14 protein-coding genes, 1 pseudogene and 1 riboswitch are annotated in these 14,291 nt (G+C 65.4%); of the genes and pseudogenes, 6 read left to right on the top strand and 9 right to left on the bottom strand.

Annotated features, from left to right (window positions below; translation table 11 throughout):
- Positions 1-258, top strand: a 258-nt coding sequence (locus ACEU5R_RS20565; RefSeq protein WP_392411438.1) for a LysR substrate-binding domain-containing protein, incomplete at its 5' end; no start/stop codon positions are given.
- Positions 259-504: 246 nt separating this feature from the next.
- Here the strand turns inward: ACEU5R_RS20565 and uca are convergent.
- The 9 genes and pseudogenes from uca to ACEU5R_RS20520 all read right to left on the bottom strand — a co-directional run bounded on the left by uca (position 505) and on the right by ACEU5R_RS20520 (position 10,056).
- Positions 505-4,125, bottom strand: coding sequence for an urea carboxylase (gene uca / locus ACEU5R_RS20560; protein ID WP_392411437.1), 3,621 nt, complete (start codon positions 4,123-4,125; stop codon positions 505-507).
- Between the two features lie 144 nt (positions 4,126-4,269).
- Positions 4,270-4,905 carry an urea amidolyase associated protein UAAP2 gene (locus ACEU5R_RS20555; RefSeq protein ID WP_392411436.1) on the bottom strand — a complete coding sequence of 212 codons (636 nt, stop codon included), beginning with the start codon at positions 4,903-4,905 and terminating at the stop codon, positions 4,270-4,272.
- A gap of 11 nt (positions 4,906-4,916) precedes the next feature.
- Positions 4,917-5,648 carry an urea amidolyase associated protein UAAP1 gene (locus ACEU5R_RS20550; protein ID WP_392411435.1) on the bottom strand — a complete coding sequence of 244 codons (732 nt, stop codon included), beginning with the start codon at positions 5,646-5,648 and terminating at the stop codon, positions 4,917-4,919.
- On the bottom strand, positions 5,645-6,463 hold the full coding sequence (locus ACEU5R_RS20545) for an ABC transporter ATP-binding protein (protein ID WP_392411434.1): 819 nt from the start codon (positions 6,461-6,463) through the stop codon (positions 5,645-5,647). The genes ACEU5R_RS20550 and ACEU5R_RS20545 overlap by 4 nt, the downstream gene beginning before the upstream one ends.
- The gene (locus tag ACEU5R_RS20540) at positions 6,460-7,275 is read right to left on the bottom strand and encodes an ABC transporter permease (RefSeq protein WP_392411433.1); all 816 of its coding nucleotides are present in this window, start codon (positions 7,273-7,275) and stop codon (positions 6,460-6,462) included. The genes ACEU5R_RS20545 and ACEU5R_RS20540 overlap by 4 nt, the downstream gene beginning before the upstream one ends.
- A 13-nt stretch (positions 7,276-7,288) precedes the next feature.
- Positions 7,289-8,347, bottom strand: a complete 1,059-nt coding sequence (locus ACEU5R_RS20535) for a putative urea ABC transporter substrate-binding protein (protein ID WP_392411432.1) — start codon at positions 8,345-8,347, stop codon at positions 7,289-7,291.
- 59 nt (positions 8,348-8,406) lie between these two features.
- Positions 8,407-8,507, bottom strand: a riboswitch (guanidine-I (ykkC/yxkD leader).
- Positions 8,508-8,738: 231 nt separating this feature from the next.
- Positions 8,739-9,068 (bottom strand): annotated as a pseudogene (locus ACEU5R_RS20530) (transposase); the annotation flags it as partial.
- The gene (locus ACEU5R_RS20525) at positions 9,053-9,268 is read right to left on the bottom strand and encodes a transposase (RefSeq protein ID WP_392411431.1); all 216 of its coding nucleotides are present in this window, start codon (positions 9,266-9,268) and stop codon (positions 9,053-9,055) included. The gene ACEU5R_RS20525 and the pseudogene ACEU5R_RS20530, both read right to left, overlap by 16 nt.
- A gap of 47 nt (positions 9,269-9,315) precedes the next feature.
- Positions 9,316-10,056, bottom strand: a complete 741-nt coding sequence (locus ACEU5R_RS20520) for a TetR/AcrR family transcriptional regulator (RefSeq protein ID WP_392411430.1) — start codon at positions 10,054-10,056, stop codon at positions 9,316-9,318.
- 330 nt (positions 10,057-10,386) lie between these two features.
- Here ACEU5R_RS20520 and ACEU5R_RS20515 point away from each other — a divergent pair, with 330 nt between their 5' ends.
- The 5 genes from ACEU5R_RS20515 (at position 10,387) to ACEU5R_RS20495 (ending at position 14,262) form a co-directional block, all read left to right on the top strand.
- Positions 10,387-11,355 carry a Bug family tripartite tricarboxylate transporter substrate binding protein gene (locus ACEU5R_RS20515; RefSeq protein ID WP_392411429.1) on the top strand — a complete coding sequence of 323 codons (969 nt, stop codon included), beginning with the start codon at positions 10,387-10,389 and terminating at the stop codon, positions 11,353-11,355.
- A gap of 46 nt (positions 11,356-11,401) precedes the next feature.
- Positions 11,402-12,169, top strand: coding sequence for a cyclase family protein (locus ACEU5R_RS20510; protein WP_392411428.1), 768 nt, complete (start codon positions 11,402-11,404; stop codon positions 12,167-12,169).
- 34 nt (positions 12,170-12,203) lie between these two features.
- Positions 12,204-12,641, top strand: a complete 438-nt coding sequence (locus ACEU5R_RS20505) for a lipocalin-like domain-containing protein (protein WP_392411427.1) — start codon at positions 12,204-12,206, stop codon at positions 12,639-12,641.
- 29 nt (positions 12,642-12,670) lie between these two features.
- Entirely contained in the window at positions 12,671-13,609 is a 939-nt protein-coding gene (locus tag ACEU5R_RS20500) for a 3-keto-5-aminohexanoate cleavage protein (protein ID WP_103274865.1), read from the top strand.
- 200 nt (positions 13,610-13,809) lie between these two features.
- Positions 13,810-14,262, top strand: coding sequence for a hypothetical protein (locus ACEU5R_RS20495; RefSeq protein WP_158658438.1), 453 nt, complete (start codon positions 13,810-13,812; stop codon positions 14,260-14,262).
- Positions 14,263-14,291: the final 29 nt, after the last annotated feature.

Genomic DNA, 14,291 nt, shown 5'->3' with positions numbered 1-14,291 from the left:
AAGGGCGAGCCGCTGGCCATCGAGGTCAACGGCCCTTTGGTGTTCGACGACGACGTGCCGATGATCCAGGCCGCGTGCGACGGCGCAGGCGTGGCCTACGTCTATGAGGCCATGGTCCGCGAGGATCTGGCCGCGGGCCGGCTGGTGGCGCTGCTGCGGGACTATGTTGCGCCGCCTGGCCGGTTCTTTCTCTACTACTCGGGGCGGCGGCACCTGCCTGCGGCGCTGCGGGCCTTGGTCGATTTCATTCGGGCGTGACGGAGCTGGCCGCCGGGCATCGAGCTGATCCTGCCGGACGGGTTCCATGCCGTCCGGAATACGCATGCAAATCCACCCCTGACAGCCCGTTGGCGTTCCACGGCATCTCAAGCCGCCTCGGCAAACCCCGAGGAACCGCCGGTATGGTCGGCGGCATCACAAAGCTGGACCTTGAATGACCAGGATGGGTACCGTCATATGCCTGGACGGTACCAAGGTCCCTGGTTTTGTTGAGGGGCGTGATGTTTACCGAGTCGAATCTCCTCGATTGGCTTCGATGACCACGACGCACTGGCCCGCGCGCACCGAGGCGCCGGGTTGCGCGCGCACTTCGCGCACGACGCCGGCCTGTGGCGCATTCACGGTGATTTCCATTTTCATCGATTCCAGGACGACGAGTTCCTGGCCAGCCTGTACTTGCTGACCGACCTGTACCCGCACCTGCCACAGGTTGCCGGTGATATCGCTTTCCACGCCGTGGCAGCCTTCGGGCAGCGGCGCTTCGGCCTGGGGGGCGCCTGCCGCCGTGTCGTCGCTTTCGAAGTGCGCCTGTCCGGTGTCGATCCAGCGCTGGCGCTCCGCGTCGAAGGCCGCGGCCTGGTGTGATTTGAAGGCCGCGATGTCCTCGGCCTCGCGGCGCAGGAAGTCCTGGTATTGGGCCAGGTGCAGTTCCGCCGGCTCGATCCGCAAGGGGAACCGTCCCAGCGGAAAGTCTCGCCGGATCCGCGCCAGCTCATCGGCGCTGACCGGATAGAAGCGCAGCTGGTCGAAGAAGCGCAGCAGCCAGGGCTGGCCGTCGAAGGCGGGCACGGTCCGGTAGCGGTTCCACATCTGCAGCGTGCGGCCGACGAACTGGTAGCCGCCGGGTCCTTCCATGCCGTAGACGCAGAGATACGCGCCGCCGATGCCCACCGAGTTTTCGGCTGTCCAGGTGCGAGCGGGGTTGTATTTGGTGGTGACCAGGCGATGTCGCGGATCCAGCGGCGTGGCCACGGGCGCGCCGAGATAGACGTCGCCCAGGCCCATCACCAGGTAGCTGGCGTCGAAGACCGTCTGGCGGACCGCGTCGATGTCGGGCAGGTCGTTGATGCGACGGATGAATTCAAGGTTGCTCGGGCACCATGGGGCATCCTTGCGCACGGTGGTCATGTATTTGTCGATGGCGAGCTGGCAGGCCGGATCGTCCCAGGACAGCGGCAGGTGCACGATGCGGGAGGGCACGCTCAGGTCGCGGGCGGCGCTGACGCGCGCCCATTGCGCCGCGATGTCCTGCAGCAACACCGGCAGCGGCAGCTTGCGCGGGCAATAGTGGACCTGCAGCGAGCGGATGCCGGGCGTCAGGTCGACGATGCCATCGATATCCTGCGCCTGCAGGGCCTGCATGAGGGCGTGCGCCCGGAAGCGCGTGACGAGGTCCAGTTCGAGCGCGCCCACTTCGAGCAGCAGATGGGTGTCGCCCGACAGGCGGGCCACCAGGCGCTGGTCGCCGGCGCCCGTGTCGAGCACGATCGGCGAGGCAGGGGCCGTGGCTTGCCAGTCCTGTTGGTCCGGGGTCAGCGTCGCGCTTTCCTGGTCGCGCGCATCGGCCAGGCGGCGGGCCGTGGGCAGATCCACCGCAATGAACTGCACGCGGTCGCCCGCCTTGAGCTGGCCGAGCTGCCACAGGTCCGCCTCGATGACCGTCACCGGGCACACAAAACCGCCCAGGCTCGGACCATCGGGTCCCAGGATCACCGGCATGTCCCCCGTGAAATCCACGGCCCCCACGGCATACGGATTGTCGTGGATGTTGGAAGGATGCAGGCCCGCTTCCCCGCCGCTGTCGCGGGCCCATTCGGGCCTGGGACCGATCAGCCGGACGCCCGTGCGGCTGGAGTTGAAGTGCACCTCCCATTGGGCGGCGAAGAAAGTCTCGATGTACCCGGCGGTGAAATACTCGGGAGCGCCGTGGGGGCCGTAGATCACGCGGATCCGGCGCACGGGGGGCAGGGGGGCGAGCAACGTCGGCGGCAAGCTGGCGCCGGCCGAGGCGTCGTCGAGCGTCGGCAGGTGCAGGACATCGCCGGCCCGCAGCGCCCGGCCGCCGTGACCGCCGAACTGGCCCAGGGTGAAGGTGCTCTTGCTGCCCAGGTAATCCGGCAATTGCAGGCCGCCGCGCAGGGCCAGGTAGCTTCGGACGCCCGCGCCCTGGATAGCGCCAAGCGTGAGCGTCGCGCCAGCGGGCACGAACAAGGCCGTGTCCATGGGCTGCTCGGCGCCATCGAGCAGGACCGGCAACCGCGCGCCGGTGACCGCCACCACCGCGGGCGCGCGAAAACGCAGTCGCGGTCCCGACATCGTGATCTCGAGCCCGGCCGCGCCTTCGGCGTTACCCAGCAGCCGGTTGCCCAGGCGCAGCGCGCGGTCGTCCATGGGGCCGGAAGGCGGCACGCCCACCGCCCAGTAGCCCTGGCGGCCTGGCCAGTCCTGCACCGTGGTCAGCGTGCCCGAGGACAGCACGTCGAGCGCCGTGCTGCGGTAGGCCAGCGTTTCCAGGCACCGCGTCCAGGGCGATCCGCTGGAAAAGGGCGCATCCGCCAGGATCTGGCGCAGATAGTCGCGATTGGTCTCCACGCCGTAGAGACGGGTCTGCGCCAGGGCCGCGTCCAACGCGTCGCGCGCCGCGTCGCGGGTGGGCGCGCAGGCGATCACCTTGGCGATCATGGGGTCGAAGTAAGGCGGGATTTCGCAGCCGGCTTCCACCCAGGTGTCGATCCGCAGCGCGCGACCGTCGGCGGCGGGGAAGGTCACCTCGCTCAGCAGGCCCGGACTGGGCTGGAAATCGCGTCCGGGGTCTTCGGCGTACAGCCGCGCCTGGATGGCGTGTCCCTGGGGCCGCAGCCCCTGCGCGAGTTGCTCCAGCGGGGGCAGCGTGCCGGCGGCGAGTTCGATCATCCAGCGCACGAGGTCCACGCCCCAGACCTGCTCGGTGACGCCGTGCTCGACCTGCAGCCGGGTGTTGACCTCCAGGAAATAGAAGCGTTGCGCATCGCTGTCATAGACGAACTCCACCGTGCCGGCGCTGCGATAGCGCACCGCGCGCGCCAGCGTCACGGCCGCCTCGCAGAGCGCGCTGGCGATGGCATCGGGCAGGTTGGGCGCAGGGGTTTCCTCTATGACCTTCTGGTTGCGTCGCTGCACCGAGCAGTCGCGCACGCCCAGGGTCAGCACGCCGCCCCGGCCGTCGCCGAATACCTGCACTTCCAGATGGCGGGCGCGTTCGATATAGCGCTCGATGAAGACGCCCGCATCGCTGAAGTTGCTCTGCCCCAGGCGCTGCACGACAGCGAAGGCGTCCTGCAGCTCCTGCGGTGACCGGCACACCCGCATGCCGATGCCGCCGCCGCCAGCGGTGCTCTTGAGCATCACCGGATAGCCGACCTGTTCGGCCGCGGCCAGGGCGGTTGCGGGGCTGTCCAGCAAGTCGGTGCCTTCGAGCATCGGCACGCCCTGTTCACGGGCCAGCGCCCGCGCGGTGTGCTTCAGGCCGAAAACCCGCAGCTGCTCGGGCGTGGGCCCGACGAAGGCGATGCCGGCGGCCATGCAGGCCTGCGCGAAGGCGGCATTCTCCGACAGGAAGCCGTAGCCGGGATGGATCGCGTCGGCGCCGGCGTCGCGCGCGGCGTCGAGCAGTTTGTCCGTCGCGAGGTAGGTATTGTTCGCGGCGCCATCACCAAGGCAGTACGCCTTGTCGGCCTGGGCCACGTGCAGGCTGCCCGCGTCGGCGTCGGAATAGACGGCGATGCTCTGCACGCCCATCGCGCGCAGCGTGCGCTCGATACGGCAGGCGATGGCGCCGCGATTGGCAATCAGGAGTTTCTTGAACATTCGATCGGTCTCGAGTGGCGGGCCGTCCCGCGATGACATAGCGCGCCCCGGTCGTCCGGGGCGGGAGAGCGAGGCGCGCGAGCGCGGCCTCTACTCTCGACAGGGAAGAGCGATGTTCGGCGGCGCTCGACGGCGCCGCGTCCGTCAGTCCCAGACCAGCACTTCGGCGGGCGTCGGGTTCCAGCCGTTGCAGGGGTTGTTCAGCTGCGGGCAGTTGGAAATCAGCACGATGACGTCCATGGCGGCTTTCAGCTCGACATACTTGCCCGGACCCGAGAGGCCATCCTCGAAGGTCAGCCCGCCCTCGGGAGTGACCGGGACGTTCATGAAGAAGTTGATGTTGGCGCCGATATCGCGCTTGTCCAGCCGACCGTCGTGCAGGCAGGCGCGCAGGAAGTTGTCGCGGCAGCTGTGCATGTGGCGCTTGCCCAGCGCGTAGCGCACAGTGTTGCTTTCCTGGGCGCAGGCGCCGCCCAGCGTGTCATGGCGGCCGCAGGTGTCGGCCACGATGGTCAGCAGCGGATTGCCCAGATTGGAATAGAGCACGCTGCCGGTGGTCAGGTAGATCTTGTCCTGGCGGCGCAGCGTGCGTTGCGGGTCGTAGCGCTCGCGCGGGTTGGCGGCGCTGTAGAACAGCGTATCCACGGCCTGGTTGCCTTCCAGGTCGAGCAGGCGCAAGGTCTGCCCGGCCTTCACCTCGAAGAGGTAGGGTTCGCCGGCGGGAATGACGTGGCGAAACAGGGCGGTCTCGGGCGTGAGTTGGCTGGCGGTCAATGACATGGCGGGGCTCCTCAGAGGTAGAGGCGTTCGGTATTGTGGAAAGCCCGGGCGTTTTCCGGGCGCGATGCGCGGCAGGCGTCGGCGATGCTTGCGGTGCGGGCCTGGCCCCAGGCCATCCGGACCCGCCGGGGCGCATAGCGCGGATTCGGGTCCATCGGGTGCTGCAACGCCGTCAGGACCACCAGCGTGTCCATCGGCGCATAGAGCGCGACATGGTCGCCGGCCTGGGAATTGCCGCTGACGTAGCGCAGGATGCCGTGCTCATCGGCGGTGACCTTGCTGAACAGGTTGACGACCATCAACAGGTCTTCGAGATCCAGGTTCCACTTGCCCATCTCGACCAGCAGGTTGTCGTGGCCGTTGCGGAAGAAGCCGTTGCGCAGTTCCTGGTAGCGGCCGGAACCGTACTTGGCCTGCACTTCGCCGGCGTCCAGCACGCCGCCTATGCTGTCGTGCCAGCCGCAGCTGTCCGATACGATGGCGGCCAGCACGCGTCCCATGTCCGAATACAGGCAATGTCCTTCGGTCAGCCGGAAGGTGTGTTGGCCCTTGAGGGTGTCGGGCAGATTCAGGCGCTCGCTGGGCTGGCAGGCATTGAGCAACATCATGCCGACGTTGGCGCCGCCCTCGAGGTCGGTGATGCGCAGTACCTGGCCGCGCTTGAGGATGAAAGACGCGTGGCCGCCGCCGGGCAGCGTCTCCTCGTACAGCGGGGCTTCAATGAAAAGGCTGTCGGTGTTCATGATGTTCCCTTGGTGTGGATGTATGCGTCGGGGGGCAGGGCGCGCGCGACGACGTGGGGCGGCAGCGAGGCCACGGCCTTGGCGCCCGCCGCGCGGTCCGGGTTGAGCGGGATGTCGTAGGTGATGCGGGCGCCATAGGCCTGCGGCGCCTGGGGATCGATGCGCACCTTGTCGAACACCAGTAGTCGCGTGCCGAGATGGAATCCCTCCGACAGATCGTGGGTCACCATGAAGACCGTCAGCCGGGCCTCGCGCCAGAGCTCGAGCAGCAGCGCGTGCATGTCCTTGCGTATGCCGGGGTCCAGCGCGCCGAAGGGCTCGTCGAGCAGCAGCATGCGCGGCCGGGTGATGAGCGCCTGGGCGATGGCCAGGCGTTGCTGCATGCCGCCCGAGAGCTGGTTGGGGTAGCGCGCCAGCGCGTGGCCGAGACCGACCCGGTGGAGCATTTCCGCTGCGGCCTCGCGCGCGGCGCGCTTGCGCTGGCCCAGCAGGCGGCCGAGCAGCGGCGCGGCCCGCAATTCCAGCCCCACGGCCACGTTGTCCAGCACGTTCAAATGAGGAAAGACCGAGTAGCGCTGGAACACCACGCCGCGCTGGGCATCGGGTTCGGCGGGCAACGGCCGGCCCTCGAGCCGCAGTTCGCCCTTGCTGGGCCGCTCCTGGCCGAGCAGCAGCCGCAGAAAGGTGGACTTGCCGCAGCCCGAGGCGCCCACCAGCGTGCAGAACTCGCCTTCGGCGATACGCAGGTTCAGCTGTTCGAGCACGACCTGGTCGCCATAGCGCTGCCAGACGTTGCGAATCTCGATGAAACTCATGGCGCGCTCCCCTCGGACCAGGGGAAGCACTTGCGGTGGATCAGGCGCAACGCCCAGTCCATCGCCCAGGCCAGGAGCGTGATCCAGGCCACATAGGGCAGGATGACATCCATCGACATGTAGCGTCGCACCAGGAAGATCCGATAGCCCAGGCCGGCCGTCGCCGAAATCGCCTCGGACGAGATCAGGAATAGCCAGGCCGCCCCGAGCATCAGCCGCAGCGATAGCAGCAGCCGCGCCAGCAATTGCGGCAGTATCACGCGCAGCACTGCCGTCCAGCTGTTGGCGCCCAGGGTCTGCGCCTTGACCAGCAGTTCGGCCGGAATCTCGCGGGCCCGCTGCTCCAGGTCGCGCGCCAGCACCGGCGTGATGCCGATGACGATGAGCATGACCTTGGAGAGTTCGTCGAGTCCGAAGACGATGAACAGGATGGGCAGGATCGCCAGCGGCGGGATCATCGAGAGGACCGCCATCAGGGGCGACAGGGTCGCCCGCAGCATCGGAAAGGCGCCGGAGGCGATGCCCAGGCCCAGGCCGGCCAGGGCGGCCACTGCGATGCCCAGCGCCAGGCGTGTCAGGCTGGCCAGCGTATCGGACCAGAGCAGCACGGAGCCGGTGCGCGCGTCCTCGGTGAAGGCCATCCGCGCGATGGCGTCGAGCATTTGCGCGACGCTCGGCAACAGGCGGTCGTCCGGGTTGTCGGCCAGCCGCGCGGACGAGGCGACCACGTAGACCAGCGCCAGCAGGATGAACGGCAGCAGCGCGAGCAGCCAGCGTTCGCCCCGTTCGGGGCGGCGATTGATGAAACGCATGGATGCCTCGCGCTCAGAGCTCGCCGTCCGCCGCGAGCTTCAGATAAGTCGCGTCGAACCGGAGTTTGGTGTTCTTGGCGTTGCCGACGGTGGTGCCGCCGGGAAACGACATCCCGATGGCGTCGGCGCTGCGCGCGCCCTCGCCGAGCAGGCCCTTGTCGAACGAGAACTGCGCGACGCGCTTCATGGTGTCGGGTAGCTTCGGGCTGGAGACAAAGGCCAGTTGCTCCGCTGCCGTGTACATCATGGCCGTGGTCGCGAGCTGGGCCCGGTAGTTGGCGACAGTGGCGCCTCCGGCCTTCGCCATCTGCGTGAGCGCGGCGCCGTCATTGGCTTTCATCAGGGCCATGACCTCGAACCAGGCGCCGGTGAGGGCCTTGCCCAGGGCGGGATTGTCCTTGAGTGTCGCGCTGTTGACGACCATCAGGTCGATGATCTCGCCGGGCACCTTGCTGGAGTCGAAGACCTGGGTGCTGCCGGGCGTGGCGGCGATGGCGGACAGCTGCGGATTCCAGGTCACCACGGCCTGCACCCTGGGCGCCGCGAAGGCGCCGACGATGTCGGCGTCCGAGGTATTGACGACCTTGATGTCGCGCTCGCGCAGGCCGGCGGCCTCCAGGCCGCGCGCGAGCAGATAGTGGGACACGGAGAATTGCACGAGATGCACGCTCTGGCCCTTCAGGTCCTCGAGCGTCTTGCCGGTCCCTTTCAGGACGATGCCGTCGTTGCCGTTGGAGTAGCTGCCCGCCAACAGCGCCGTGCTGTCCACGCCGCTGGCCGCCGGCACCGTGAGCGCGTCCATGTTGGTCATGGTGCAGCCGTCGAACTTGCCGGCGGTGTACTGGTTCAGCGATTCGACATAGTCATTGAGCTGGGTGACCTGGATGTCGATGCCGTACTTCCTGGCCCACTTGGCAACGATGCCCTGGGCCTGTGCGTAGTCCCAGGGCATCCAGCCGGCATAAATGGTCCAGCAGATGTTGAAACTGGTTTTCGGGGCGGCGCTGGCCGGGGCGCCCCACAGTGTTGCAAGGCAAAGGGTCGTCAGACCCGCGAGACGGCGCAAAATCATATCGGGACACTCCGGTTGAGAGGACGGGCAACGGGAGCAGCCGGACGCCGATGGCGCCGCTCTCCCGGGCTTTTGTCCCGCCGTGTAACCTCAACCGAGGTCGTCGGCTCTCGGACCAGACATCCGCGTGATGCGGATCGGAACCCTAGCCAACCATTTGGTTCGCGGCACGCATGCCGCTCCCGTATGCTTTTCATCAAGCAACAATCGTGCCAACACCGTTGCAGGCAAGGTCGCGTCTTTTCCCCCTGGCGGAGGACGGGACAGGGCGGCGTCGCGCACCAAGGCGGCGCAGTGGCGCGGCATGTTCCCCGTGGTGGTGCATGGTGTGGGGCATGCGTGGCCCCGATGAGTCCGCGCGACCGCCGATGCTTGCCGCGCTTTTCGCATTGATCTGGCTGTTTTTCTGCGTTGGCAGGCGCGTAAGCACGTCCTTCATATAGGCATACGGATCATGCCCATTGAGCCGTGCCGACTGGATCAGGCTCATGATGGCGGCCGCGCGCTGGCCCCCGCGCAGCGCGCCCGCGACCAGCCAGTTCGAACGCCCGATCGCCCAGGGGCGGATCTGGTTCTCCACCCAATTGTTGTCGATCGGCGCATCGCCGTCGTCAAGGTAGCGCGTCAGCGCCTCCCAGCGCTTGAGGCTGTAGTCGATGGCGAGCGCGGTGCCGGAGCCTTCCGGCACGCGCTGGCGTTGCGCGATCAGCCACCGGTGCAACGTTTCGGTGATCGGCTTGGCTCGCACACGCCGACCCACTCGCCCAGCGTCGAGCGCGGCAGCTGCAGGCCGGCGCGCGCAAGGATGCCTTCCTGGCGGTATAGCGGCAAGTGGTCGGTGAACTTGGCCACGATCTGTGCCTTCAGCGCCTTCGGATAAGACCGGCGCTTAGGAGCCGGCGCTAATTCTGTCTTCGACATGGTGTCCTCCTGAAAGTGGTGGACGCTATCGGGGACAACTGCTGCGCTCAAGAAGGGTTTGCCGGGCTCTTACGCTGATCCTTGGATGCGCCGGCAATGATTGGGGGTGAGCGCATGGCAGCGCTAAGAAAGGGCACGATTTGCCTCAGAGAGCAGGCAAAGTCGCTGGCGGAGCAGAGCCCGTCGGAAATCACCTCGATGCGACCTGTGTCTGCAAGAGCATATTGGTAGGCGCCGAGCATGAACATGAAGCGCCAGGACACGTCTTCGCGGGACAGGTCGGTGAGGCTGCGCGCGAACGCCGCGACGAAGCGCATCGACGATTCATCGTAGAGGCGCTGGCGCAGTTCGTGGCCAAAGCGCGTGCCGTCGAGTTGCAGATGAGCCTGCATGCGCAGAAACGCACGTCCGCTATCACCACTCGTTGCCAACCTGAATGCGGGTGCCAAAAAAATCTCGATGAGGCGCTCTACCGGGATTGGCGCCCCCTTCGCCGCGGCTTCCTCCGTGTCGAGCAGTCGCATGCGTTCTTCGACCAGTGGTGAGCCGCAGCGCAGGTACGTCTCTTGGAACAAGGCTTCTTTGCTTCGAAAGAAGTAATGGATCATGCCTTGGTTGACCCCGGCACTGTCGGCTACGTTGCGCAACGAACAGCCCGTGAAGCCAAGTTCGCCGAAAAGGCGTTCGGCCGCGTTCAGGATGCTTTCGCGCGCGTCGCTCTTGCGCCGTCGGCGTTGAGGTTGCTCGGCCGCAGTTGTCATGTGGTCTGGATCGATCTTCGGACTCATAGCTTGGCTGTTGTGCCTCTCACAGAAGGGGGTATGCGCGTGTCGGCAGTGATGGGTTTGTCTCCTGCCTGATCGGGTGGGCTCGCCACACGATTAGTTATTCGAAAGACTAATGATGAAATACCACCCCGCGTTCGTCTAGTGGTCTCCAACTGTGACTAGAGGCAGTTCAACGGACCATCGCAGCACATTGCCTTCACATTGGCGATTTGGCTGCCATGTCGCCAACGCCCACCGCCTATGCCTTCTAGGGGTTTTTACCATATCGACTTAGTCATTCGAATAACTAAAAATTAGCGCAACCCATACCTGCTTGTTGAGGAGACAAACATGCTGAGGTTCGCGCTACGGTTCGCCGTGCTTGGCTTGACCCTGTCCTTGGCGGCTTTGCCCGCAATAGCCCAGTATCCAGAGCGGCCCATTCGCCTGGTGGTGCCCTATGCGCCTGGCGGGGGAACAGACAATATCGCTCGGCTGTTGGCCGCGAAACTCGGCGCCCGTCTGACTCAGCCCGTCGTCGTCGAGAACAAGGCGGGGGCCAACGGCATCATTGGATCGGACGCCGTGGCTAAATCCCCGGCCGATGGCTACACGCTCCTTTTGGCAGGACTTGGGCCGTTGGCCGTCAATCCGAGCCTCTTCCAGAAGATGCCGTATGAGCCCGCCCGCGCTTTCGCTCCCATCGTGAAGGTTTCGTCGGCGGCCCTGGTGCTGGTTGTCCCCGGCGTATCGAAAGACGGGCTCAAGGAGATCGTCGCAGGCGCAAAGAGCAAACCCGGCGAACTCAATATCGCAAATGCCGGAGAAGGGTCACCTCAACACATCTGCGCCGAGCTGTTCGCGCGCTCTGCCGGCATCAGGGTGAACCACATCCCCTACAAGGGCGCGGCGCCCGCTGTCACCGACTTGCTGGGGGGGAGCGTGCAAGCGCTGTGTGACAACGTGGGCACTGTCCGGGCTTTCGTTCAGTCCGGCAAGGTCAAAGCCCTGGCCGTGTCGACTCGCCAGCGGGCGCAGGCGCTGCCGGATGTGCCCACCTTCGAGGAGCAGGGGCTGGCTGGCGTTGACTTCTCTTTGTGGTTCATGCTGGTGGCACCCGCTGGCACACCGGCGGAAGTCGTGACTCGCCTTAATACAGAAATCAACGCCATCCTCAAGCAGCCCGACGTGATCCGGACACTTCAAGACAACGGAAGCGAGGCCGCCGGAGGCTCGGTCGCAGAGGCATCGGAATTCCTGGCGAAGGAAAACCGTGCCTGGCCGGAACTGGTGCGCTCCATCGGTCTGACCAGACAGTAGCGCCGTTCACGAACTCTCGACCTCATTTCTCCAAGGACCTGCCTCAATGAGACTTATCGATCTGTCCGTCGCCATCGAGAACGACCTGCCAGTGGACCGGCCGGGGAATGGCCCAAAGATCCGGTATCAGAACCACCAGGAGACCTTCGATGCTCTGGCCAAGCCTTTTGCTGGATTGCGCCCCGAAGACCTCCCCGACGGCGAGGCGTGGGCAGTCGAGCGTCTGGACCTGTCGACGCACAACGGGACGCACATGGACGCGCCGTGGCACTACGCATCGACGATGAATCGCGGCCAGCGCGCCGCGACCATCGACGAGGTGCCGTTGGACTGGTGCTACAGGCCCGGCGTCAAGCTGGACTTCCGGCACCTGCCGGACGGCCATGTGGTACGTGCCAGGGAGGTCGAGGATGAACTGGCGCGCATCAACCATGACTTGCGACCCCTGGACGTCGTGCTGGTGAACACGGGCGCCGCGGCGCGCTACGGCCAAGATGATTACTTGGACAGCGGCTGCGGCATGGGACGCGAAGCGACGCTGTACCTGACCGAACGTGGCGTCCGGGTCGTAGGTACCGATGCCTGGTCCTGGGATGCCCCGTTCAGCCACACCGCCCGGCGCTTCCGCGAAACCCAAGATGCGTCGCTGATCTGGGAAGGCCACAAGGCGGGTCGGGAGATCGGCTACTTCCAGATGGAGAAGGTGAGCAACTTGCACCTGTTGCCCTCCACGGGCTTTCAGGTGATCTGCTTCCCCGTGAAGATCCGTGCCGCTTCGGCGGGGTGGGTCCGCGCAGTGGCTGTCTTGCCCTGACCAACCTACGAACCCTCAAACTTGGAGTACCCGCATGAATGCGAATGACCTGACTGGAACCTGGTTCCTGGGAGAGGCGTATGCCGTCGGCCCCCGGGGGGAGCGCCTGTACGACGTCTACGGCGCACGGCCGTCGGGCGTCATCCACTACGGCGACGACGGGCGCATGATGGCGCTCATCACCCACGACGGTCGAGAGTGGCTTGACGGCGACCGGCAGGCCGCGCCGGAAGCGCAGCGTGCACAGGCCTATAAGTCCTCCATTGCCTATGCCGGACGCTTCACGCTGGAAGCCGGTTGGATCTCGCATTGGGTCGACGTCTCCACCTATCCGAACTGGGTGGGGACGGCGCTTCGCCGCGCACTGAGCTTCGAGCAGGGCGACGCGGTCTTGACGACCGCGCCGCAAATGCAAGACGGTGTCGAAACCGTCATCAAGCTGGTGTGGCGCCGCCAGCCTGTCGAGTCCTGAGTTCCATTGTTCATACATGGCAGCCCATCATGTCCAAGCCCTCTCGCAAGATCATCGTTACCTGTGCCGTGACCGGCGCCATCCACACGCCGACCATGTCGGACGCGTTGCCCTATCGCCCCGAGGACATTGCGCGCCAGGCCATTGATGCGGCGCAGGCGGGCGCCGCCGTGCTTCACCTGCACGCACGCAATCCGGAGAACGGCTCTGTGTCGATTGACTCCGAGCACTTCCTCGGCTTCCTGCCCTCGATCAAGGCGTCGACGAACGCGGTGGTCAACCTCTCTACAGGCGGCAGCCTTCGCAATACCGTGGCGGAGCGCATCGCGCCCGCAAAGCGTTTTTCGCCCGAGATGTGCTCGTTGAACATGGGTAGCATGAACTTCTCGATGCATCCCCTGGCGCAGCGTTATAAAAAGTGGAAGTTTGACTGGGAAGAGTCGTACCTGCGGGAATCGGACAGCTACATCTTTAGCAACACCTTCCGCGACATCGGGATGGTGGCCGAAGAACTAGGCCAGGAGCACCGCGTCAAGTTCGAGCACGAGTGCTATGACGTGGGACACCTATACAACCTGAAGTTCTGCCTGGACTCCGGTATGTTCAAGGCGCCGATCTTCATTCAGTTCGTCCTGGGCATTTTGGGCGGTATCGGTGCTGACCTGGAGAACCTGGTCTTCATGAAGCGCACGGCCGACAAGCTGTTCGGCGACCAGTACCAGTGGTCCGTGCTGGGTGCGGGGGCCAGTCAGATGAGTCTAGCCACAGCAGCGGCAACGATGGGTGGCCACGTGCGTGTCGGGCTTGAAGACTCGCTGCAGATCTCTCGAGGGCAACTGGCGGAATCGAACGCGCAGCAGGTACGCAAGGTGCGTGAACTGCTTGAAAGTCTGGGGCACGAAATCGCGACGCCCGATGAAGCGAGAGAGATTCTGTCGCTCAAGGGAGCTGCGGCCGTGAAGTTCTGACGTGCCTATGCAGCCGTCTTCCGGTTGAGGCGTCACGACCCGGCCGGGAAGGTGTTCCTGGAGCGGGCGACGCGAATATTCGAGGCCTTGAGGCAGGCGCGTGACGGCGTCAAGTCCGCCGCCAGCGGGTGTCGAGGACTGTTGGGCATCGCATTGAGCAGTTACAGTGATCGGCTCATCCCGAGTTTGGAGCCCGCCGAATGCCCGAAGCCTCCTTGGTACCGGAATTTCTCAAAGACTTTGCCTTGAAGCGCAATTTCGCCGTTCATGACTGCGTTTATGGCTCGATCAACCTGGGCAGGTCCTTTCCCATTGAGCAGTCATGTGGCGCGGTCTACGGAATATGGGCCAGTTCCCCTACACCCATCAGGACCGGCCTCGCTCCCATACCCGGCTACCCTCAGTGGTATCCGGTTTATTGGGGCAAGGACATCACGCCAGTCAGCCGTTTGAAGGCGCATGTCCAAGGTCATCAGAATGGAAACATCAATCTGCCAAGCATTCCCGAACTAGAGAATTTACCCCTGGTCTTTGGTTCCATTTTTGTTGCCCACTATGATGAGTTCGAGCGTTTGCTGCACGCCGGCTTTCCGCCGTTGCGTGGCACGCCCCAGGCCGGGCGTCAGTCGACGGTCGTGAAAGTGCGTGCGTGATAGCCCGTGCGCCATCAGGCCAAGTGGCC

Source organism: Achromobacter sp. 413638 (genome assembly GCF_043119405.1).
Taxonomy (GTDB): domain Bacteria; phylum Pseudomonadota; class Gammaproteobacteria; order Burkholderiales; family Burkholderiaceae_B; genus Achromobacter.
The sequence above is the reverse complement of the archived record's forward strand: the minus strand, read 5'-3'. Positions and strand labels throughout refer to the sequence as shown.